The organism is Burkholderia sp. TSV86 (assembly GCF_001522865.1).
Lineage (GTDB): Bacteria > Pseudomonadota > Gammaproteobacteria > Burkholderiales > Burkholderiaceae > Burkholderia.
The window spans coordinates 39,405-61,120 of the sequence record NZ_LOWB01000085.1; the positions used below are offsets into that span (position 1 = coordinate 39,405).

General features: G+C 67.5%; 16 protein-coding genes. 5 read left to right on the forward strand and 11 right to left on the reverse strand.

What is annotated here, in order from left to right:
• Window positions 1–7: 7 nt before the first annotated feature.
• Together WS68_RS15685 and WS68_RS15690 are read right to left on the reverse strand one after the other, a co-directional pair.
• Window positions 8–1,585 carry an aldehyde dehydrogenase (NADP(+)) gene (locus tag WS68_RS15685; RefSeq protein ID WP_059571683.1) on the reverse strand — a complete coding sequence of 526 codons (1,578 nt, stop codon included), beginning with the start codon at window positions 1,583–1,585 and terminating at the stop codon, window positions 8–10.
• Between the two features lie 38 nt (window positions 1,586–1,623).
• Entirely contained in the window at window positions 1,624–3,372 is a 1,749-nt protein-coding gene (locus tag WS68_RS15690; RefSeq protein ID WP_059571684.1) for an IlvD/Edd family dehydratase, read from the reverse strand.
• Between the two features lie 140 nt (window positions 3,373–3,512).
• Here WS68_RS15690 and WS68_RS15695 point away from each other — a divergent pair, with 140 nt between their 5' ends.
• Window positions 3,513–4,508 carry a LysR substrate-binding domain-containing protein gene (locus WS68_RS15695; RefSeq protein WP_059571685.1) on the forward strand — a complete coding sequence of 332 codons (996 nt, stop codon included), beginning with the start codon at window positions 3,513–3,515 and terminating at the stop codon, window positions 4,506–4,508.
• Between the two features lie 382 nt (window positions 4,509–4,890).
• Here the strand turns inward: WS68_RS15695 and WS68_RS15705 are convergent, their stop codons facing one another.
• The 4 genes from WS68_RS15705 to xylA form a co-directional block, all read right to left on the reverse strand.
• Window positions 4,891–6,090 (reverse strand): sugar ABC transporter permease, encoded by a 1,200-nt coding sequence (locus WS68_RS15705; RefSeq protein ID WP_059571687.1) that lies wholly within the window; start codon window positions 6,088–6,090, stop codon window positions 4,891–4,893.
• Window positions 6,087–7,646, reverse strand: coding sequence for a D-xylose ABC transporter ATP-binding protein (xylG, locus tag WS68_RS15710; protein ID WP_059571688.1), 1,560 nt, complete (start codon window positions 7,644–7,646; stop codon window positions 6,087–6,089). Before xylG ends, WS68_RS15705 begins: the two co-directional genes overlap by 4 nt.
• A 312-nt stretch (window positions 7,647–7,958) precedes the next feature.
• Window positions 7,959–8,987 carry a D-xylose ABC transporter substrate-binding protein gene (xylF, locus tag WS68_RS15715; protein WP_059571689.1) on the reverse strand — a complete coding sequence of 343 codons (1,029 nt, stop codon included), beginning with the start codon at window positions 8,985–8,987 and terminating at the stop codon, window positions 7,959–7,961.
• A 126-nt stretch (window positions 8,988–9,113) separates the two neighbouring features.
• A complete protein-coding gene (gene xylA, locus WS68_RS15720) occupies window positions 9,114–10,436 on the reverse strand; it encodes a xylose isomerase (protein WP_059571718.1) in 1,323 nt (440 codons plus the stop codon).
• Between the two features lie 322 nt (window positions 10,437–10,758).
• On the opposite strand from xylA, the gene WS68_RS15725 reads away from it, so the two are divergent.
• Complete coding sequence (locus tag WS68_RS15725) at window positions 10,759–11,967, forward strand: XylR family transcriptional regulator (RefSeq protein ID WP_059571690.1); 1,209 nt, start codon at window positions 10,759–10,761, stop codon at window positions 11,965–11,967.
• A gap of 595 nt (window positions 11,968–12,562) precedes the next feature.
• Window positions 12,563–13,654 carry an aldose epimerase family protein gene (locus WS68_RS15730; RefSeq protein ID WP_059571719.1) on the forward strand — a complete coding sequence of 364 codons (1,092 nt, stop codon included), beginning with the start codon at window positions 12,563–12,565 and terminating at the stop codon, window positions 13,652–13,654.
• 22 nt (window positions 13,655–13,676) lie between these two features.
• Here the strand turns inward: WS68_RS15730 and gabP are convergent, their stop codons facing one another.
• Window positions 13,677–15,074, reverse strand: a complete 1,398-nt coding sequence (gabP, locus tag WS68_RS15735) for a GABA permease (RefSeq protein ID WP_059571691.1) — start codon at window positions 15,072–15,074, stop codon at window positions 13,677–13,679.
• Between the two features lie 325 nt (window positions 15,075–15,399).
• Here gabP and WS68_RS15740 point away from each other — a divergent pair, with 325 nt between their 5' ends.
• Window positions 15,400–15,729 (forward strand): DUF3761 domain-containing protein, encoded by a 330-nt coding sequence (locus WS68_RS15740; protein ID WP_059571692.1) that lies wholly within the window; start codon window positions 15,400–15,402, stop codon window positions 15,727–15,729.
• A 383-nt stretch (window positions 15,730–16,112) separates the two neighbouring features.
• Window positions 16,113–17,780 carry an energy-dependent translational throttle protein EttA gene (ettA, locus tag WS68_RS15745; RefSeq protein WP_059571720.1) on the forward strand — a complete coding sequence of 556 codons (1,668 nt, stop codon included), beginning with the start codon at window positions 16,113–16,115 and terminating at the stop codon, window positions 17,778–17,780.
• 395 nt (window positions 17,781–18,175) lie between these two features.
• Here ettA and WS68_RS15755 read toward each other — a convergent pair whose 3' ends face one another.
• The 4 genes from WS68_RS15755 to WS68_RS15770 form a co-directional block, all read right to left on the reverse strand.
• Window positions 18,176–18,799 (reverse strand): HAD-IA family hydrolase, encoded by a 624-nt coding sequence (locus WS68_RS15755; protein ID WP_059571694.1) that lies wholly within the window; start codon window positions 18,797–18,799, stop codon window positions 18,176–18,178.
• A complete protein-coding gene (locus WS68_RS15760; RefSeq protein ID WP_059571695.1) occupies window positions 18,796–19,353 on the reverse strand; it encodes an isochorismatase family protein in 558 nt (185 codons plus the stop codon). The genes WS68_RS15755 and WS68_RS15760 overlap by 4 nt, the downstream gene beginning before the upstream one ends.
• Before the next feature lie 92 nt (window positions 19,354–19,445).
• The gene (locus WS68_RS15765; protein WP_059571721.1) at window positions 19,446–21,260 is read right to left on the reverse strand and encodes an aminopeptidase P family protein; all 1,815 of its coding nucleotides are present in this window, start codon (window positions 21,258–21,260) and stop codon (window positions 19,446–19,448) included.
• Between the two features lie 22 nt (window positions 21,261–21,282).
• Window positions 21,283–21,537, reverse strand: coding sequence for a hypothetical protein (locus tag WS68_RS15770; protein ID WP_059571696.1), 255 nt, complete (start codon window positions 21,535–21,537; stop codon window positions 21,283–21,285).
• Window positions 21,538–21,716: the final 179 nt, after the last annotated feature.

Consider the following 21,716-nt stretch of genomic DNA (forward strand, 5'->3'; position numbering starts at 1 on the left):
CATCCGGTCATTCTCCCGATTCCGGCCTGCCGCCGCGACGGCGGTGCAAGCCTAGCGGATTCGCTTCGCGCAATGCCGGCGGCAGCAGCACGTCCGGCAGATCCTGGTAACACACCGGGCGCAAAAAGCGCTCGATCGCAGCCGTGCCGACCGACGTGCTGCGCCCATCGGACGTCGCCGGATAAGGGCCGCCGTGGACCATCGCGTCGCACACCTCGACGCCGGTCGGAAATCCGTTCGCGAGCACCCGGCCGGCCTTGCGCTCGGCAAGCGGCAACAACACGCGCGCAAGTTCGGTGTCGCTTTCGTCCAGATGCAGCGTGATCGTCAGCTGCCCCTCCAGCCCGCGCAGCGCCGCGTGCAGCTCGTCGGCGCTGACGCATTCGACGAGCAGGCTGCTCGGCCCGAACACCTCGTCACCGAGCGTGCGATCGGCAAGCAAATCGCGCGCGCCGACGCGCATCAGCACCGCCTGCGCGCGCCCCGGCGACGCGCCGCCGCGCGCGAGCGTCGTCACGGCCGGATGCCGCGCGAGGCGCTCGACGCCGCGCTCATACGCGCGCAGGATACCGGGGCTCAGCATCACGCCGGCCGGCACTTCGCCGATTGCCTGCGCGGCGGCACGGGCGAACCGCTCGAACCCGTCGCTCGCGATGCCGAGCATCAAACCAGGATTCGTGCAGAATTGCCCGCAGCCGAGCGTCGCCGATGTGACGAACTCGCGCGCGAGCGTCTCGGCGCGCGCGGCAAGCGCGCCGGGCAGCAGCAGATTCGGATTCACGCTGCTCATCTCGGCGTAGACGGGAATCGGTTCGGCGCGCGCCGCCGCAAGCTCGACCAGCGCGAGGCCGCCCGAGCGCGAGCCGGTAAAGCCGACCGCGCGAATCGCCGGATGCCGGACGAGCGCGCGCCCCACGTCGTGGCCGGCGTCGTGCAGCAGCGCGAACACGCCGGGCGGCAGGCCAGCGGCCGCGGCCGCCTGCTGAATCGCGCGTCCGACCAGCTCGGAGGTGCCGGGATGCGCCGGATGCGCCTTGACGATCACCGGGCAGCCCGCCGCCAGCGCGGACGCCGTATCGCCGCCCGCCACCGAGAACGCGAGCGGAAAATTGCTTGCGCCGAACACGGCCACCGGCCCGACGCCGATCCGCCAAAAGCGCAGATCGGCGCGCGGCGGCTGGCGCTCGGGCAGCGCGGGTTCGATTCGCGGGTCGAGCGCATTGCCGCTGCGCACGAGCGCGGCGAACATCCGCAATTGATTCGCGGTGCGTGCGCGCTCGCCTTCAAGACGCGCGCGCGGCAAGCCGGTCTCGGCCATCGCGCGCTCGATCAGCGCGCCGCCGAGCGCTTCGATGCGCGCGGCGCAGTCTTCGAGAAAGCGCGCACGCGTCTCGGCGGGCTGCGCGCGGTACGGATCGAACGCCGCGTCGGCGAGCTGGCACGCGTCGTCGACGTCGCGCGGCTGCGCGCCATGAAAGGCCGGCTGCGCGATCGGCTGGCCCGTCGCTGCATCGAGCGCGTGGAACAGCTCGCCTTCGCCGCGCCGCGCGACGCCCGCGATCAGTAAATCTCCGCTCGGTTGCATCATGATGTTTCTCCGTGCTGGCGCGCTTGCCGCGCGCTTCAATGCGAGTGACGCGGCACGGCGGCGCCGCGCATGCCGACGAGGAAATCGAGATCGCAGCCTTCGTCGGCCTGCAACACGTGGTCGACATAAAGACGCGCATAGCCGCCGTCGCCCACGCCGTTGTGCTGCGCCACGGCCTGCGGGACGGCCTCGGCCAGACGCCGGCGCAGTTCGTCTTCGCTGACATCGAGATGCAGCCTGCCGGCCTCGCAATCGAGTTCGATCCAGTCGCCGTTGCGCACCGCGGCGAGCGGGCCGCCCGCCGCGGCCTCCGGCGCGACGTGCAGTACCACCGTGCCGTATGCGGTGCCGCTCATCCGCGCATCCGAGATCCGCACCATGTCCTTCACGCCCTGACGCAGCAGCTTCGGCGGCAGGCCCATGTTGCCGACCTCGGCCATCCCCGGATAGCCGCGCGGCCCACAGTTCTTCATCACGAGCACGGAGTTCGCGTCGACGTCGAGCGATTCGTCGGCGATCGTCGCCTTGTAGTGATCGAAGTTCTCGAACACCACGGCGCGGCCGCGATGCTTGAGCAGCGCGGGCGTGGCCGCCGACGGCTTGAGCACCGCGCCGCGCGGCGCGAGATTGCCGCGCAGGATGCAGATGCCGCCGTCGCGCACCAGCGGCCGTTCGAGCGGGCGGATCACCTCGTCGTTGTGGATCGGCGCATCGCGCACGTTGTCCCACAGCGTCTTGCCGTTCACGGTGAGCGCATCCGGATGCGCAAGCAGCCCGCCTTCGCCGAGGCGGCGCAGCACCGCGGGCAGCCCGCCAGCGTAATAGAACTCCTCCATCAGGAAACGGCCCGACGGCATCAGATCGACGAGCGTCGGCGTATTGCGGCCGATGCGCACCCAATCTTCGAGCGCGAGCGGCACGCCGATGCGCCCGGCGATCGCCTTCAGGTGGATCACCGCGTTGGTCGAGCCGCCGATCGCCGCATTGACACGGATCGCGTTCTCGAACGCGTCGCGCGTCAGAACCTTCGACAGCTTCAGATCCTCGAGCGCCATCTGCACGATGCGGATGCCCGACATGTGCGCGAGCACGTAGCGGCGCGAATCGACGGCCGGAATCGCCGCATTGTGCGGCAGCGTGACGCCGAGCGCCTCGGCCATGCAGGCCATCGTCGACGCGGTGCCCATCGTGTTGCAGGTGCCGGCCGAGCGCGACATGCCCGCCTCGGCCGACAAAAAACGGTGCAGATCGATCTCGCCCGCCTTCAGCGCTTCGTGCAGTTGCCACACGGCCGTGCCCGAGCCGATGTCCTTGCCGTCGAGCTTGCCGTTCAGCATCGGGCCGCCGGAGACGACGATCGCCGGTACGTCGCAACTCGCCGCGCCCATCAGCAGCGCGGGCGTGGTCTTGTCGCAGCCGCACAGCAGCACGACGGCGTCGATCGGATTGCCGCGGATCGCCTCCTCGACATCCATCGACGCGAGGTTGCGCGTGAGCATCGCCGACGGCCGCAGGTTCGACTCGCCGTTCGAGAACACCGGAAATTCGACCGGAAAACCGCCCGCCTCGTAAATGCCGCGCTTCACGTGCTCGGCGAGCTTGCGAAAGTGCGCGTTGCACGGCGTCAGCTCGGACCACGTGTTGCAGATGCCGATAACCGGCCGGCCGTCGAACTCGTGATCGGGAATGCCTTGATTCTTCATCCAGCTCCGGTACATGAAGCCATTTTTGTCCGTGGTGCCGAACCACTGTTGGGAGCGCAGCTTGGGTTTTGTCTCCGACATCGTCTCGCCTGATTCATCTCAATATTCGGCCCAGTCTAAGGACAAGTCTGATAACCTTCCAATGAAAAATTGGACGCAATCGATATCGCTATCGGCATTGGTATAAACACTTAGCCTGCGCGTTCGGCGCGCATCGAATCATGTTGGATACGAGCCCCTGGTATGTGCGCACCCGTCTGAAAACGCGGCAATTGCTGCTCGTCGTCGCGCTTGCCGAGGAAGGCAACATCCATCGCGCGGCGGCGGCGCTCAACATCACGCAGCCCGCCGCGTCGAAGCTGCTGCGCGAGCTGGAGGACACGCTAGGCGCGGTGCTGTTCGAGCGGCTGCCGCGCGGCATGCGGCCCACGCTGTATGGCGACGCGCTGATCCGCCACGCGCGCGCGGTGCTCGGCAGCCTGGATCAGGCGCAGGAAGAATTGAGCGCGCTCAAGGCGGGGCGCCTCGGCCATGTGGCGGTGGGCGCGATCACGTCGCCCGGCGTGCGCGTGCTGCCCGCGGCGGTCGCGGCGGTCAAGCACACACACGCGAACCTGCGCGTCGCCGTGGAGATCGACGCGAGCAACGCGCTGCTGGAGCGGCTCGGACAGGACAAGCTCGATATCGTGATCGCCCGGCTGTCCGCCGAGCACGACAAGGTGCAGTTGCGCTACGAACCGCTCGCGAGCGAGCCGGTGTGCGCGGCGGTGCGGCCCGGCCATCCGCTCGCGGGCGGCGCGCCGATCCCGCTTGCCGATGCGCAGCGCGCGACATGGCTCGTGCCGCCCGTGGGCAGCGTGCTGCGGCACCGGTTCGAGCTGATGTTCCAGCGCGCGAGTCTCGCGCCGCCATCGAACCTGGTGGAGACGGCGGCGCTCCTTTTCATCACGCGCGTGCTCGAGCAAAGCGACATGATCGCGGTGCTCACCGACGATGTCGCGCGCTACTACGCCGCGCACGGAATGATCGAGATCCTGCCGCTCGCGATGGACTGCCAGATGGACGACTTCGGCCTGATCACCCGCGCCGACCGGCTGCCGTCGCCCGCCGTGAGCCTGATGATCGATGCGCTGCGCGACGCGAGCCGCGCTAGTTACGGCCAGCCCCACGGCGGGGGGGCCTGGCCACAGCGCGCACGTTCCGGGCGGTTCGCGTAGGGCGCGTAGGCGCGGACACGGGTGAGTACGCGGGCCGGGCGATCGTTAGCTGAATTGCGAATGCGTGAGCCGTTCCCATCATCACCGGTGCCGCCTATCCAACCGCCGCGCCGATCGCCATTAATACCGCCGTTAGCCAGTTGCGGCCACCGCCGATATCGCCCATTCGACAACCGCTCCCGCCATCACCGGCGCCGCGCATCCAACCGCCGCGCCGATCGCCGCTGACGCCGCCCTGTCAGCCGTTGCGGCCAAAGCCGGCGTCACCGCCCGCATCGCCGATTCAACCGCCGCCCCGTCACGCCCGGCGCCGCCAATCCGACAACCGCGCCACGCCCCGACGGCACCGCTGCGCCGAACCGCCGCGCCCATGCCCCGCGCGTCACCGCCGGTTCGACCCCGACACCACGTCGATCCACACCGCGAGCACGAGCACGCCGCCTTTCACGATCATTTGCCAGTACGCATCGACATCGAGCATCGACATTCCGTTGTCGAGGCTGGCCATCACGAGCGCGCCAATCAGCGCGCCGTGGACGGTGCCCGAGCCGCCGCGCATCGACGTGCCGCCGATGAAGCACGCGGCGATCGCGTCGAGCTCGCCCATCGTGCCCGCCGAAGGCGAGCCGGCCGCGAGCCGCGCGGTATTGACGAGACCGGCGAATCCGCACATCAGCCCCATCAGCGCGAAGATCGCGAGCTTCACGCGATCCGTGTTGACGCCCGACAGCCGCGTCGCCTCCAGATTCGAGCCGACCGCATAGATACGCCGGCCGAATACGGTCTGCGTCGCGATCCACGAGAATGCGCCGAGCAGCGCGAGCAGCAGCAGCACGGGCACGGGAATGCCGCCGTAGCGGTCCAGCATCGCGACGAACGCGAACAGCACCACCCCCGCGCCGGCCACCTTCGCGGCATCCTGCCAGAGCGGCGCGAGCGCGAGATGATAGCGCCGCTGGTTGCCGCGCTGCCGGACCACGAGCGATACGGCAAGCGCGAACAGCAGCACGGCGAGCGCGTCGCCCGCGGCACGCGGCAGATAACCCTGCCCGATGAACACGAACGGCTCCGACACCGGCGCGATCGTCGAGCCGCCCGTCACGCCGAGCAGGCAGCCGCGAAACGCGAGCATGCCGCCCAGCCCGACGATGAACGACGGCACGCGCCGATACGTCGACCACCAGCCGTTGAAAAGGCCGATCAGCACGCCGAGCGCGAGCACCGCCGGCACGGTCGCGGCGACCGGCCAGTGCCGGTTCGCATCGAGGATCGCCGCGACGCCGCCCAGCAGGCCGAGCAGCGAGCCGACCGACAGATCGATCTCGCCGGCGATGATGACGAACACCATCCCGCACGCGAGCATCCCGGTGATCGACATCTGCCGCAACAGGTTCGACACGTTGCGCGGCGTGATGAACGCACCCTGCGTCAGCACCGAGAAGAACAGCCAGATCGCCGCGACGGCGAACAGCAGCGCGACGATCTTGTAGCGCGCGAACCATTGCCTGAAGCGCTGCGCGCCGGCCAGGCGGCCATCCGCGCGAGAGTGGCCGGCCGGCCGGGAAGTGATGTCGGGTGTCATGCTGCGCTCGCTGCGGTGGAGTTCGGGGCGGGCCGCGCGCGCTGCAGCGCGGCGCCGAGGAGATGTTCCTGCGTGAGGCCATCGTTGACGAAATCGCCGCGCAGCTCGCCTTCGCCCATCACGAGCACGCGATCGGCCAGCCCGAGCACTTCGGGCAGCTCCGACGACACGACGACGATCGCGACGCCGCGCTGCGCCAGCGCGAACACGAGCTTGTAGATCTCGTACTTCGCGCCGACGTCGACGCCACGCGTCGGCTCGTCGAGAATCAGCACCTGCGGATCGGTCAACAGCATCTTCGTGAGCACCGCCTTTTGCTGATTGCCGCCCGACAGGCTCGCGATCGGCAGCAACGGATGCGCGGCGCGCACCGACAGCCGCTGCATCTCGGTGCGGATCACGTCGAGTTCGGCGGCCGCGTCGATGCGCCCGCGCTTGGCGAAGCGCTGCAGCACCGACAGCGTGATGTTGTGGCCGACGCCAAGCTGCGGCACGATCCCGTGCCGCTTGCGGTCCTCAGGCACCATCGCGATGCCCGCGCGGATCGCATCCTCGGGCGAGCGGATCGCCAACGCGCGGCCGTTCATCCGCACGCTCGCCGTGCTCGCGCCCGGATACGCGCCGAACACCGCCTGCATCAGCTCGGTGCGCCCCGCGCCGACCAGCCCCGCGACGCCGAGAATCTCGCCGCGCCGCACCTGGAACGACACGTCGTCGACGCGCTTGCGGCGCGGGTTCGTCACGTCCAAGCAGGTTACGTTGCGCACGTCGAGCACGACGTCGCCGATCTCGTGCGGCTCGCGCGCAAACAGATTGCGGATCTCGCGGCCAACCATCATCGCGATGATCTGCTGCGTCGTCAGTGCGCGCATCGGCTCGGTCGCGACGTGGCGGCCGTCGCGGATCACGGTGACGGTGTCGCACACCGCCCGCACCTCGTCGAGCTTGTGCGAGATATACACGCACGCGACGCCGCGCCGCTTCAGGCCGCGCACGATATCGAGCAGGATGCGCGTTTCCGCGCCGGTGAGCGACGACGACGGCTCGTCGAGAATCAGAAGCATCGCGCGCTTGTTCAGCGCCTTCGCGATCTCGATCAACTGTTGATGGCCGCCGCCGTAGTGCAACACCGGCTGCGCGACGTTGATCCCGTCGATGCGCAACTCGCGCAGCAATTCGTCCGCGCGCGCATACATCGCCGCGTAATGCATCCGGCCGCCCGGCAGCGTGATCTCGTTGCCGAGAAAGATGTTCTCCGCAACCGACAGCTCGGGCACCAGCATCAGCTCCTGGTGAATGATCACGATGCCCGCACGCTCGGTGTCGCGCACGCCGGAGGCGACGAGCGGCGCGCCTTCCCAGCGGATTTCGCCGCTCCAGGTGCCGTGCGGATACACCCCCGAGAGCACCTTCATCAGCGTCGACTTGCCGGCGCCGTTCTCGCCGCACAGCCCGACGCACTCGCCCGGATACACGCTCAGATCGATGCCGTCGAGCGCTTTCACGCCGGAGAAGTCCTTGACGATGCCGCGCATCGTCAGCAATGGTTCGGTCATAGGCTCGTGTCTCGCTGCACGCGCGCGGCGCGCCGCATCATGCCGGCGGCCGGCCGCGCGCTGCCGGTTGTCGCGTTGCTGCTCCAGTGCTTGGCTGCCCGAGCGGCGGTCAGCGTCGAATTGCGCCGGATGCGCGCCGGCCGTCGGCCATACGCGGCGCGTTGCCGGTAGCGGCTCATGGCGGCCCGTGGGCCACTACCTGCGGCAGCCCGCGCCGGCGTCGACCGGTTCTTGCGATGGTCCGCGCCGGCGTCGACCGGCTCATCGGCATTGGCCGGCCCGCCGCTTGCGCCGGCCCGCGCCCGCCATCCGTCACTGACTCGCCAATTGCGCCTGCGTGTAGAAGCCATCCTTGACGACCAGATCGACATTGCGCTTGGTCAGCAGCGTCGGCTGCAACAGCACCGTGTCCACCTTCTTTTTCCCGTTGTCGTATTGCGCGTTGTACGCAGGCTTCGCGCCCTTCGCGAGATCCACCGCGAGCTTCGCGGCCTCGCCGGCGATCAACTTCAGCGGCTTGTAGACCGTCATCGTCTGCGTGCCCGTGATCACGCGCTTGACCGCGGCGAGATCCGCATCCTGCCCCGACACCGGCACCTTGCCCGCGAGATGCTGCGCGGCAAGCGCCTGGATCGCGCCGCCCGCGGTGCCGTCGTTGGACGCGACGATCGCGTCGATCCGGTTGTTGTTCGCGGTCAACGCATCCTCGACGATGCGCAGCGCCGTCGAAGCACTCCACTCCGGCACCCACTGCTGGCCGACGACCTTGATGTCGCCGCGCTCGATCGCCGGCTTGAGCACCTTCATCTGACCTTCGCGCAGCATCTTCGCGTTGTTGTCGGTCGGCGCGCCGCCGAGCAGGAAGTAGTTGCCCTTCGGCTTCACGTCGTAGACGCCCCGCGCCTGAAGTTCGCCGACCTTCTCATTGTCGAACGAGATATACGCGTCGACGTCGGCATCGAGGATCAGCCGGTCGTATGACACGATCTTGATGCCCGCCTTCTTCGCATCGGCGACTACATTGCCGAGCGTCTTCGAGTTGAACGGGACGATCACGATCACATCGACGCCGCGCGCGATCAGATTCTCGATCTGCGCGATCTGGCGCTCCTCGCTTGCGTCCGCCGACTGCACGGACACCTTCGCGCCGAGCTTCGTCGCGGCGGCAACGAAATAGTCCCGGTCGCGCGACCAGCGCTCGACGCGCAGATCATCGATGCAAAAGCCGATCTCCGGCTTGTCCTTGCTCGCGTGCGCGAGCGGCGCGGCAAGCGGCAGGCTGCCGAGCGCCGCGCTCCAGAGCAGCGCTTTCAATGCGGTACGACGCGTGACGGATTTCATGTCTCCACTCCTCTCTTTATTGGCTCTCTATTGGCGGTCCATCCACTGCCGATCAGCTGCCATCGACGCCCGGCGGGCCTCATCGCGCACCGCCCGCCGCCGCGCCGCGTGCAAACCCGCGCCGCGTCAGCGCAGCGCGTAAATTGCCTGGTTCACGATGTTCTCGAACCGCTCCTGCGCGCCGCTCGCATGCTGTGGATTCACGCCGCGCGCGAGCGCGTCGGCCGCGAGCGACGACAGAGAGTAGCCGCCCGCGAGGATCTTGCGTCCGAACTCGGTATCCCATCCGGCGTAGCGCGCGCGGCGCAATGCGCCGAGCCGGTCGTTCTCGACGAGCACCGCCGCGCGCTCGAGCGCGAGCGCGAGCACGTCGATCGCGCCGATATGTCCGTAGAACAAATCTTCGAGATCGACGCTCTGGCGCCGCACCTTCGCATCGAAGTTCATCCCGCCCGTCGTGAAGCCGCCGTGGCGCAGGATTTCGTAGAACGCGAGCGTCAGTTCCTCGACGCTGTTCGGAAACTGATCGGTATCCCAGCCGTTTTGCGGATCGCCACGATTCGCGTCGATGCTGCCGAACACGCCGAGCGCAAACGCGTTCGCGATCTCGTGATGAAACGAATGGCCGGCGAGCGTCGCGTGATTGGCTTCGATGTTCACGCGGATCTCGTCCTGCAACCCATACTGCGTGAGAAAGCCGTGCACGGTCGCCACGTCGTAGTCGTACTGATGCTTGGTCGGCTCCTGCGGCTTCGGCTCGATCAGCAGCGCACCGGTGAAGCCGGTGCGATGCTTGTGCTCGACCACCATCGACAGAAAACGCGCAAACTGCTCGCGCTCGCGCACGAGATCGGTGTTCAGCAGGGTTTCGTAGCCTTCGCGGCCGCCCCACAGCACGTAGTTTTCGCCGCCGAGCCGGCGCGTCGCGTCGAGCGCGTGGCACACCTGCGTGGCCGCCCACGCGAACACGTCGGGATTCGGGTTCGTCGCCGCGCCCGCCGCGTAGCGCGGATGCGAGAACAGATTCGCGGTGCCCCACAGCAGGCGCACGCCGCTTTGCTGCTGGCGCTCGCCGAGATAATCGGTCATCCGCGCGAAGTTCTCGACATACTCGTGCAGGCTCGCGCCTTCTGGCGCGACGTCGGTATCGTGAAACGTATAGAACGGCGCGCCCAGCTTCGTGAAGAATTCGAACGCCGCGTCGGCCTTCTGCCGCGCGCGCTCGAGCGGCTCGCCCGCCTGCTGCCACGGCCGCTGGAATGCGCCGTGACCGAACATGTCATGTCCTGGCCAGACGAATGTATGCCAATAGCACACCGCAATGCGCAAATGCGCTTCGAGCGTCTTGCCAAGCACCTGCTTCGTGCGATCGTAGTGACGATACGCGAACGGATTATCCGACTGCGGGCCTTCGTAACGGATCGCGGGAATATGTTCGAAATACGGCATGGCGTCTCCATCCAGTGTCTTGTTGCGGCGCAGCGGCGCGGCGCTGACGCCGTGCCCGCCGCGCGCCCGGCGGCCCGCGCTTGCCGCGCGGTGCGGCGGCGCATGCCGGTGGCATGACCGGTCAGGCGCCATACTGCTCGCGTCGCGCAGGCGCCGGCAATTGCGAAATTGCGCAGCGCCCATAACGTTTCTTGCCAGTCGCACACACGGCGCACGCGATCGAGCGAATCACGTCCTAAAATACGCTCGACCCAACCACCGCGCGGCACGGCGCGCCAACCAGGAGACACCGGCACCGGCGCCGCCCGCGGCCGTCACCGACATGAACCGCGCCCCCTTCGCCCAGACGCCGCACCGCATCGCGCTGCTGTTCAACGCGAACAAGGTCTACGATCGCGAGATCATCAGCGGCATCGGCCACTACCTGCGCTCGACGCGCGTCGCGTGGGATCTGTTCCTCGAAGACGATTTCCGCTGCCGGCTCGCCGGTATCGAGCGCTTCGGCGGTGACGGCATCATCGCCGATTTCGACGATCCGGCCGTCGCCGATGCGCTCGCCGGCTCGCCGCTGCCGGTCGTCGCGGTCGGCTCGTCATACGAAAACCCGGCGCACTATCCGCCGGAGTTGCCGTACATCGCCACCGACAACCCGAAGCTCGTGTCGCTCGCCTATACGCACCTGATCGGTGCGGGGCTCGAGCGCTTCGCGATGTACAGCCTGCCCGCCGCGCAGCAGAACCGCTGGGCGCAGCAGCGCGAACTGGCATTCGAGCAGCTCGCGCGCGCCGACGGGCTCGATGCGCCCGTCTATCGCGGGCTGCCGACGAGCGCGTCGGCATGGAATCACGCGATCGAACAGTTGATCGACTGGCTGCACGGGCTGCCCAAGCCCGTCGGCGTGATCGCGGTAACCGATGCGCGCGCGCGGCATCTGCTGCAGGCGTGCCTGATCGCGGGGATTCCCGTGCCCGAGCAGGTCGCGATCATCGGCATCGATAACGATCCGCTGACGCGCACGCTCACGCGCATTCCGCTGTCGTCGGTCATCCAGGGCACCGAGGAGATGGGCTACACAGCCGCGCACCTGCTGCACCAGATGCTGCGCGGCGCGCGCTTTCCCGGCCGGCGCATTCTCGTGCCGCCGGTCGGAATCAACGTGCTCGAATCCACGCACCATCAGCCGCTCGCGAGCCCGCATGTGATGCGCGCGCGGCATTTCATCCGGCAGTACGCATGTCAGGGCATCAAGACCGAGCAAGTCGCCGATTACGTCGGCGTGTCGCGCTCGCTGCTCGAAGAGCACTTCCGCCGCGAGCTGCAATGCACGGTCCATCAGGAAATCCTGCGCCACAAGCTCGACGCGGCGAAAACGCTGCTGGCCAGCCGCGACGCATCGAGCGCCGAAGTGGCGATCCGCTGCGGCTTCACGTCGCTGCAATATATGTACGCGGTATTTCGGCGCGAACTCGGTTGCACGCCGCGCGAATACCAAGCGCGAGTCGCGCCGGTGAACGCGCCGGTGAACGGATGACTGGTGCGCATTCGGATGCCTTGCGGTGCAGCAGCCAGGCGAGCCGTTGATGAACCGGGGCGGGGGCGGGCGCCCGCCGGCACGGACTGCCGGCAATCGGCGATGCCGATTGCCGGCTGGCACAGGTCCGCGAACCGGCGCCGCCGACGGCCTGCGCCGGTCACGCGCGAACCGTCACGCATGAACCGCTTGTGGACGGCTGTTGTGGATCGTCGTTATGGACCACCGTTGCGAGAACCGCCGTTACGGACCGCCGTTACGGACCGCTGTTATGGGCTGCTGTTATGGGCTGCTGTTGTGAACCGCCGTTATGGACCGCTGTTATGAGAACCGCCGTTACGGACCGCTGTTATGGACTGCCGTTGTGAACGCCGTTGCGGATCGCCGTTGTGAACCTCTGTTGTAAACCACCATTACCAACGATTTGCACGAACCGCCCATACCACGGCCACCGCCCAAACCCGACGTCAATCGCCCATCCACCGACGCCGCGAATAACCGAAGCCAATCATTTTCGCCAACACCCGCCCCTCATTCTCGCCCGACGATATCGCCGATGACCGCCGCCCCGACCGCCCACGAGCCGACACCGCCCATGCATCCCGCCACCGGCACCCCCCGCCCGACGCTCAACACCGCCCGCCTCTCATGCGAGCCGTGGGGCACGCTGCCGGACGGCGACCCGGTGCAGCGCTTCACGCTGCGCAACGCGCGCGGCACGAAAATCGCGATCAGCAATCTCGGCGCGGCGATCGTATCGTGGCTCGCGCCCGACCGCGCGGGACGCCTGGCCGAGGTCGTGCTCGCGCATGACACGCCCGCCGAATACCTCGCGTCGCCCGCCTACCTGGGCGCGACCATCGGCCGTTGGGCGAACCGGATCGCGGGCGCCCGCTTCACGCTCGGCGGCATCGATTACACGCTCGATCGCAACGAGCGCGACAACCTGCTGCACGGCGGCGCGAGCGGCTTTCACCGAGCGCTGTGGAACACGCGCGACGAAGACGGCGCGCTGGTGCTGCGGCTCGATTCTCCAGAAGGCGACGCGGGTTTTCCGGGCAACGTGAGCGTGCAGGTGCGCTACTCGCTCGACGAAGACGATACGCTGACGATCGAATACGAAGGCATCACCGATGCGCCCACGCCGCTCAATCTGACCAACCACGCATACTTCAACCTGACCGGCCAGCCTGCGGCCGACGTGCGCGGCCATATGCTGACGATCGACGCCGACGCGTTCCTCGAAGTCGATGACGCGTTGATCCCGCTGCGAGAAGCCGACGTGAGCGGCACGGCGTTCGACTTCCGGCACGGCGCGCCGCTCGGCGCCCGGCTCGACTGGCCGCACGCGCAACTCGCGCGCGCGGGCGGCTTCGATCACTGCTACGTGCTGCGCGACGGCGACGCGCGCCGGTTGCGGCGCGTCGCCCGTGTCTACGATCCGGGCAGCGGCCGGGAGCTGAGCGTCTCGACTGATCAGCGCGGGCTGCAATGCTATACGGGCAATCATCTGGAAGGGCTGCGCGTGCGAAACGGCACGCGCTGCATGCGGCACGCGGCGCTGTGCCTCGAGGCCGGAGCGTTTCCGAATCAGATCAACATGCGCAACCGATGCGACGAAGTCGTGCTGATGCCCGGCGCGACATACCGGCAAGTCACGCAGTATCGAATCAGCCCGTCGGCCTGACGCGCGCGCCGCCTCGCGTCGATCAGCGCACGCGCGCCGGTGCCCGCTGCGCCGGCGCGGCGCTGCCGCCCGCGCGCCGGCCGAGCCGCGACGCGGCAACCACGATCACCGCCAGCACCGCGGTTGCCGCCACCTCCATCCGGTGATCTTCGCGCAGCAGCATCGTCACGAGCACACCGCAGATGAACAAGATCACCGCCCACGTCAGCCACGGAAAGCACCACATCCGCAGCGGCGGGCGAATGCCGTTCGCATCGAGCACCGCGCGCATCCGCAATTGCGACACCGCGATCACCAGATAAACGAGCAGCGCGATCGCGCCCGACGTCGCGAGCAAAAAGCTGAACACCTGCTCGGGCATCGCGTAGTTCGCAATCACCGTCAGAAAGCCGAACGCGGTCGACGCGAGCACGGCCGCGCGCGGCGTGCCCGTCGCATCGGTGCGGCTCAGCGATGCGGGCGCGTCGCCGCGCGTGGACAGCGAAAAGATCATCCGCGACGCGGTATAGAGCGCCGAATTCAGGCAGCTCGCCACCGACACCAGCACGATCACGTCGATGATTCCCTTCGCGTGCGGCACGCCGATCAGCTCCATCGCGCGCTGATACGAGCCGTGCGCGGGCAGCAGCGCGTCGTTCCACGGCACGAGCGCCGCGACGACGAAAATCGAGCCCAGATAAAAGAGCGAGATCCGCCAGATCACCGAGTTCGTCGCACGGACAATTTGGCGCTCAGGGTGCTCGGATTCGGCGGCGGCGATCGTGACGATCTCCGTGCCGAGGAACGAGAACATCGTCGTCAGCATCGCGGCGAGCACCGCGCCGATTCCGTTCGGCATGAAGCCGCCCGCGTTGAAGAGCCGCGCCGCGCCGGACACGTTCGAGCCCGGCAGCACACCGACGATCGCCGCGCCGCCGATCACGAGGAACACGACGATCGCCACCACCTTGATGAGCGCGAACCAGAATTCGAATTCGCCGTAGTGCTTGACCGAAAACAGATTGGTCAGCGTGAGCACCGACGTGATGCCGAGCGCGAACACCCATGTCGCGATGCCGGGGAACCACGCATTGAGGATCGTCGCGGCAGCCGTCGCCTCGATCGGAATCACCAGCACCCAGAACCACCAGTAGAGCCAGCCGATCGTGAAGCCCGCCCAATGGCCGATCGCGCGGTCTGCGTAGGTCGAGAACGAGCCGCTGTCCGGCTGCGCGACCGCCATTTCGCCAAGCATGCGCATCACGAGCACGACGAGCAACCCCGCGATCGCATACGCGATCAGCGCGGCGGGCCCGGCCTCCGCGATCGCATGACCGGAGCCGACGAACAACCCCGCGCCGATCACCCCCGCGATCGACAACATCGTCACGTGGCGTTGCTTCAAGCCGGTGCCGAGGCCCGTGCCGCTATTTGCTTTCATGTCTCCTCCAAAAACGGATGCTTTGGGCGCCGATACCGGCACGCCTATGCGTTCGGCTGCCCATCGGTGCAGCGCGGTGCAGTTTACGCAGCCAGTGGTCCGATCAATTAGAGCCAATCGAATTTTTTTAATAGAGCCATTTTTGACGTGCGCCGCGCCCGTGTACTGTTCGGCGGCACCAGTCTGCGCGCCACGGCGAACGTCCGGAATCGGCACGGCGGAGCGCCCGCTCAGCAGGCCGGTTATGATCCGCTGCGGCCGGCGCGGCGCGCCAGCCTAGATACAACCAATAAAGAATTCGACTCATCATCGAACGAGAGAGACCATGCCCGATCGAACACCCGTCGTTCGCGCGTGGCGCGCCGTCGCGCCGCACGTGCTCGCGCTCAGCCTCGTCGCGGCGACATTGCCGCTTGGCGCCCCCAGCGCGCATGCGTATTCGTCGTCAACATCCCGTCATGCCGACCCAAGCGAACTCGACAATCACCGCAGCTACCGCAATCGCGACGGCGACACCATCCACGCGCCCGCGCATTCTAAGTCGAACTCTCCCCCCGCAGGGGCAACGGCCCGCTGCCGGGACGGCGCGTACAGTTTCAGCCGCCATCGACGCGGCACGTGTTCGGGGCACGGCGGCGTCGATGCGTGGCTTTGACGCCGCGGCAGCGTAGCAGCGGCGCGATTTGCCGGGAGCCGCGGCGCGCGCAACGGTTTCGAATGCGCCGAGGCGTCGATGCCGGCGTGAGCGCCGATCCGCGCGCGCCGATTGCGTCGCGATACACGAATGCGAAACACGCTAACGCGCGCCGCCGCGCTTTTCAAATTCCCGGCCGCGCGTGGCAGCCGCCTCGCGCGGCGCCACCCCGCTTGCGCCGCCGGCCGACGCAGTACAATGACGGTTCGCGCCGCTTTCGCGCGGCAAGCCGCCCGCCATCGCCGCGCCGGCCTGCGATCAGACAAGCCGAATCGCGCGCCATCTCACCGCGCCCCGCGTGCCGGACCTACGCGGCGCTCATTTTGACTCTCTCACTGACACACATGGCCCAATACGTTTTCACGATGAACCGGGTCGGCAAGATCGTGCCGCCCAAGCGCCAGATCCTGAAAGACATTTCGCTGTCGTTCTTCCCCGGCGCGAAGATCGGCGTGCTCGGGCTGAACGGCTCGGGCAAATCGACGCTGATCCGCATCATGGCAGGCGCCGACAAGGACATCGAAGGCGAAGCCACGCCGATGCCGAACCTGAACATCGGCTATCTGCCGCAGGAGCCGCAGCTCGATGCGCAGAAAACAGTGCGCGAAGCCGTCGAGGAAGGTCTCGGCGATATTTTTCAGGCGCAAAAAAAGCTCGATGAAATCTACGCCGCCTATGCGGAGCCGGACGCCGATTTCGACGCGCTCGCCGCCGAGCAGGCGAAGTACGAGGCCATCCTCGCCGCGAGCGACGGCGGCAGCCCCGAGCAGCAGCTCGAAGTCGCGGCCGACGCGCTGCGCCTGCCGCCGTGGGATGCGAAGATCGAGCATCTGTCGGGCGGCGAGAAGCGCCGCGTCGCGCTATGCAAGCTGCTGCTCGAAAAGCCCGACATGCTGCTGCTCGACGAGCCGACCAACCACCTCGACGCCGAATCGGTCGACTGGCTCGAACAATTCCTCGTGCGCTTCCCCGGCACGGTCGTCGCGGTTACGCACGACCGCTACTTCCTCGACAACGCGGCCGAGTGGATTCTCGAGCTCGACCGCGGCCACGGCATTCCGTGGAAAGGCAACTACAGCAGTTGGCTCGACCAGAAGGAAGCGCGCCTGAAGCAGGAAGAAGCGGCCGAATCCGCACGCCAGAAGGCGATCAAGAAGGAACTGGAGTGGGTGCGTCAGAACCCGAAGGGCCGCCAGGCGAAGTCGAAGGCGCGTATCGCGCGCTTCGAGGAACTGAGCAGCCAGGAATACCAGAAGCGCAACGAGACGCAGGAGATCTTCATTCCAGTCGGCGAGCGCCTCGGCAATGAAGTGATCGAGTTCAAGAACGTCAGCAAGTCTTACGGCGACCGCCTGCTGATCGACAACCTCAGCTTCAAGATTCCGGCCGGCGCGATCGTCGGCATCATCGGTCCGAACGGCGCCGGCAAATCGACGCTGTTCCGAATGATCACCGGCAACGAGCAGCCGGATTCGGGCGAGATCGTGATGGGCCCGACCGTGAAGCTCGCCTACGTCGACCAGAGCCGCGACGCGCTCGACGGCTCGAAAACCGTGTTCGACGAAATCTCGGGCGGCGCGGACGTGCTGACGGTCGGCAAGTACGAAACGCCGTCGCGCGCGTACATCGGCCGCTTCAATTTCAAGGGCGGCGATCAGCAAAAAATCGTCGGCAACCTGTCGGGCGGCGAGCGGGGCCGGCTGCATCTGGCGAAGACGCTGATCGCGGGCGGCAACGTGCTGCTACTCGACGAGCCGTCGAATGACCTCGACGTCGAGACGCTGCGCGCGCTCGAAGACGCGCTGCTCGAATTCGCCGGCTCGGTGATGGTGATCTCGCACGACCGCTGGTTCCTCGACCGGATCGCAACGCACATCCTCGCGTTCGAAGGGGATTCGCAGGTTGTCTTCTTCGACGGCAACTACCAGGAATACGAAGCGGACAAACGCGCGCGCCTGGGTGAAGAAGCGGCGAAGCCGAAACGGATTCGCTACAAGCCGATCAGCCGGTAAAACGGCGTCCGGCGTCCGCGCGCGGCGTCCGAGGTCCGGCGCTTGGCGTTGAACGTCGAACATTCAACGCTCCACGTTCGATGTTCAACGCTCGCGCGGCCGCGCCGCCGATCGGCGGCGTCGGCGGCCGGCGCCGTCGCGCGCGGCGCCCGCGCGGGCGCTCAGGGCCCGCCAGCGGCATACGCCTTACCTGCGGCATATCGCGGCGCAAAGCATGCGATGGCCCGCGCAAAAAAAGCGGGCAACCGGAATTGCCCGCTTTTTTCATGGTCATCGCCGCCACGCCGCCATCGCCAATACGGCGCATCACCGCCGCCGCGCCGTCAATCAAACCGTCAATCAAACCGTCAATCAAACCGTCAATCAAACCGTCAATCAAACCGTCAATCGAACCGTCAATCGAACACGCCCAATTCGCGCAGCCGCGCCTCGGTCGCATCCGCGCTCGTATGATGGATGCCATGCCAGCCGAGCGCCGTCGCGGCAGCCGCGTTCTTTGCGTTGTCGTCGATGAACACGATTTCATCCGCGGCGATGCCGGGCAAGTGCGGCTCGATCCGCGCATGCATTGCTCGATAGATCGCCGGATCGGGCTTCACGAGCTTCACGTGCCCCGACACGACGATCTCCTTGAAGCGGTGCAATACCGCAAAACGCTCCCATGCATACGGAAACGTCTGCGCCGACCAGTTGGTGAGCCCGAACAGCGGCACGCAATGCGCGTCGAGCTTATCGACGAGCGCCGCGCCGCCGTCGAGCACCCCGCCGATCATTTCGTGCCAGCGCGCGTAGAACGCGCGGATCATCGCCTCGTGCTCGGGAAACTGCGCAATGCGCTCGGCCGTGCCTTCGTCGATCGGCTGCCCGCCGTCTTGCTTGATCACCCAGTCCATCGGGCAAACGTGCGTGAGGAACCAGCGGCGCTCGGCGTCGTCGGCAATCAGCTTGCGGTACAGATACTCCGGATTCCAATCGATCAACACGCCGCCAAAATCGAATACCACTGCCCTGACGCTCATGCGAACTCCATCGCGAGCACGTCGTCGAGCGGACGCGGCACGACGCCGTTGCCCGAGTACGTGCAGTTTTTCCAAGTGAGATTGTGATGCGTGATCATTTGCGCTGCGCTCAGATGCGGCCAGTCGCACGTCGTGTGCAGATCAGCGACGACCGTGGTGCGGTAGCCGATCAGCGCGGCCCGGCGGGCGGTCGCATCGACGCAGAACTGCGTTGCGTAACCGCACAGGATCACGTGCGAGATGCGGCGGCGGTCGAGCCCGGCCGCCAGCGGCGTGTCCTGGAATGCGTCGCTCACGCGCTTGCGGATCGACCAGTCGGTGCGCGCGCGCACGAGATCCGCGTGCAGTTCCCAGCCCGGCGTGCCGGGCGCGATGTCGTCGCCGTCATCCGGCTCGCCGTCATGCTGAACGAAGCACACCGGCGCATGCGCCGCGCGCGCGGCGGCCGTCAGCCGGTTGATGCCAGCGACGATTTCGCCAAGCCCGTGCGCCGGCCGCGCCCCTTGCAGCAAACCGCGCTGCATGTCGATCACGATGACCGCCGCGCCCTTCATCTATTGCTCTCGCCGTTGAAGCCGCCGTTGCGGAAAAGCGCGGCCCCGGCCTGCACCGGCAGGCCCAGCACCGCCGCACCGCGTGCAGCCGCTCAGATCGGCTGCGTGCGCGCGTCGAGCCATGCCTTCGCATCGCCCGACACATGCGGCGCGATCCGCTCGCGCACCGTTGCGTGATACGCGTTGAGCCACGCGCGCTCGTCGTCCGTCATCAACGCCGGCAGCATGCAGCGCGTATCGATCGGGCACAGCGTCAGCGTCTCGAATTCGAGGAAATCGCCGAATTCGGTCTGCCCGGCCGCGCGGTTGACGACCAGATTCTCGATGCGCACGCCCCACTGGCCGGGCCGGTACACGCCCGGCTCGATCGACGTGATCATCCCCTCTTCCATCGCCGTGTAGGGCTCCGCGCTCGCATAGTGCGAAATCACCTGCGGCCCTTCGTGGACGTTCAGGAAATAGCCGACGCCATGCCCGGTGCCGTGCCCGTAATCGAGCCCGGCCGCCCACATCGGCGCGCGCGCGATCGCGTCGAGCATCGGCGAGCGGATGCCGCGCGGAAAGCGCGCGCGCGACAGCGCCATCATCGCCTTCAACACGATCGTGAAATCGCGCCGGTGAGCGTCGCCGATCGTGCCGACGGGCACGACCCGCGTAACGTCGGTCGTGCCGCTCAGATACTGGCCGCCCGAATCGATCAGCAACAGGCCGTCGCCGTCGATTGTCGCGTGCGCGCCGCGCGTGGCCCGATAATGCGGCATCGCGCCGTTGCCGTTGAAGCCCGCGATCGTCGCGAAGCTCGGCGACACGTAGCCGGGCCGCCGCGCGCGCGCGGCCGTCAGCCGCTCGTCGATCGTGAGTTCGGTAATCGTCTCGCGGCCGAGCGCGCCTTCGAACCACGCGAAGAATTCCGCGAGCGCCGCGCCGTCCTGCACCATCGTCGCGCGCACGTGTTCGATCTCGGCCGGCGTCTTGCGCGATTTCGCGAATGTCGACGGATTCACCGCCTCGATCACCCGCACTTCGCGCGGCACGGCCTGCAACAGGCCGTGCGTGACGCGGCGCGGATCGATCAGGAGCGCCGCGCCGGTCGGCAGCGCGGCGAGCGCGGCGGCCGCGGCGGCATACGGCTGCACGTCGACGCCGTCTTGCGCGAGCGACGCCGCAAGCTCCGCGGACACCTTGCCGTCGGCGACGAAGAGCGTCGCGCGCTCGAGGCCGACGAGCGCGTGCGCGACGAACACCGGGTTGTAGTTGACATCGGTGCCGCGCAAATTGAAGAGCCACGCGAGATCGTCGAGCGCCGACACGAAATGCCACTGCGCGCGCTGCTCGTGCATCGCGCGACGCACCTGCGCGAGCTTGCCCGCACGCGACGCATCCGCGTGCGGCGCGGCGTGCTCGAAGACCGCCGCGGCAGGCAGCGACGGACGCCGCGGCCAGATCGTGTCGATCAGATCGACGTCGGTGCGCAGCGCGATGCCGCGCGGCGTCAGCGCCGCGTCGAGCGCGCGCGCCGCCGCCACGCCGAGCACGGCCCCGTCGACACCGACCGTGCCGCCCGCTTCGACATGCGTCGCGAGCCACTCGACATGCGGCTGGGTCTGCTGACCGCCCGTCATTTTCATCAACTGCACGCCGCTGCCCGCGAGTTGCGCATCGGCCTGCACCCAATAACGGCTATCGACCCACAGGCCGGCGAAATCGGCGGTCACCACGAGCGTGCCGACCGAGCCGGTGAAGCCGGACAGCCATTGGCGCGCCTGCCAGCGCTCGGGCAGATATTCGGACAGATGGGGATCGGCGGACGGCACCAGATAGGCGGCCAGATTCTCGCGCGCCATCGCGTCGCGCAATGCGGCAAGGCGCGCCGGCACGGTCGACGAGTTGGGGACTCGGGCATTCATGATTTTTTTCACCTGCAAACATTCAGCGGCGGGCCGACAAGCCCACCGTCAAAGTAACGGCAACGAACGCAACGACGGCGCAAACCGGCCATTCGAGCGTCTCGCCGTCATAAAAGAATCCGGCGACATTGCCCGCCATGCGCGCGGCGGCCGCACCGAGCACGCCAGCCGCGACGGCCGCCCACAGCGGCACACGGCTCAGGCGGCGCAGCGGATGCAACGCCCAGCCAAGCAAACCGACGGCACAACCCAGCACCACGACTCCAAACCAGTTCATCCAACGCCTCTTTTTTGCGACCGGGACCGTTCCGTCGGCACTGAACGATGTTTCCGTTTCGCAATTGTCATTTTCGCACTGTTTTGGGGCTACTTCTCACACTATCAAAAAAAGCGCGTCATGACGTCGCAGCAGCCCCAAGCTGCGGCGCGCGCCGCCAGGCCCTGCGTGCGCCGGTC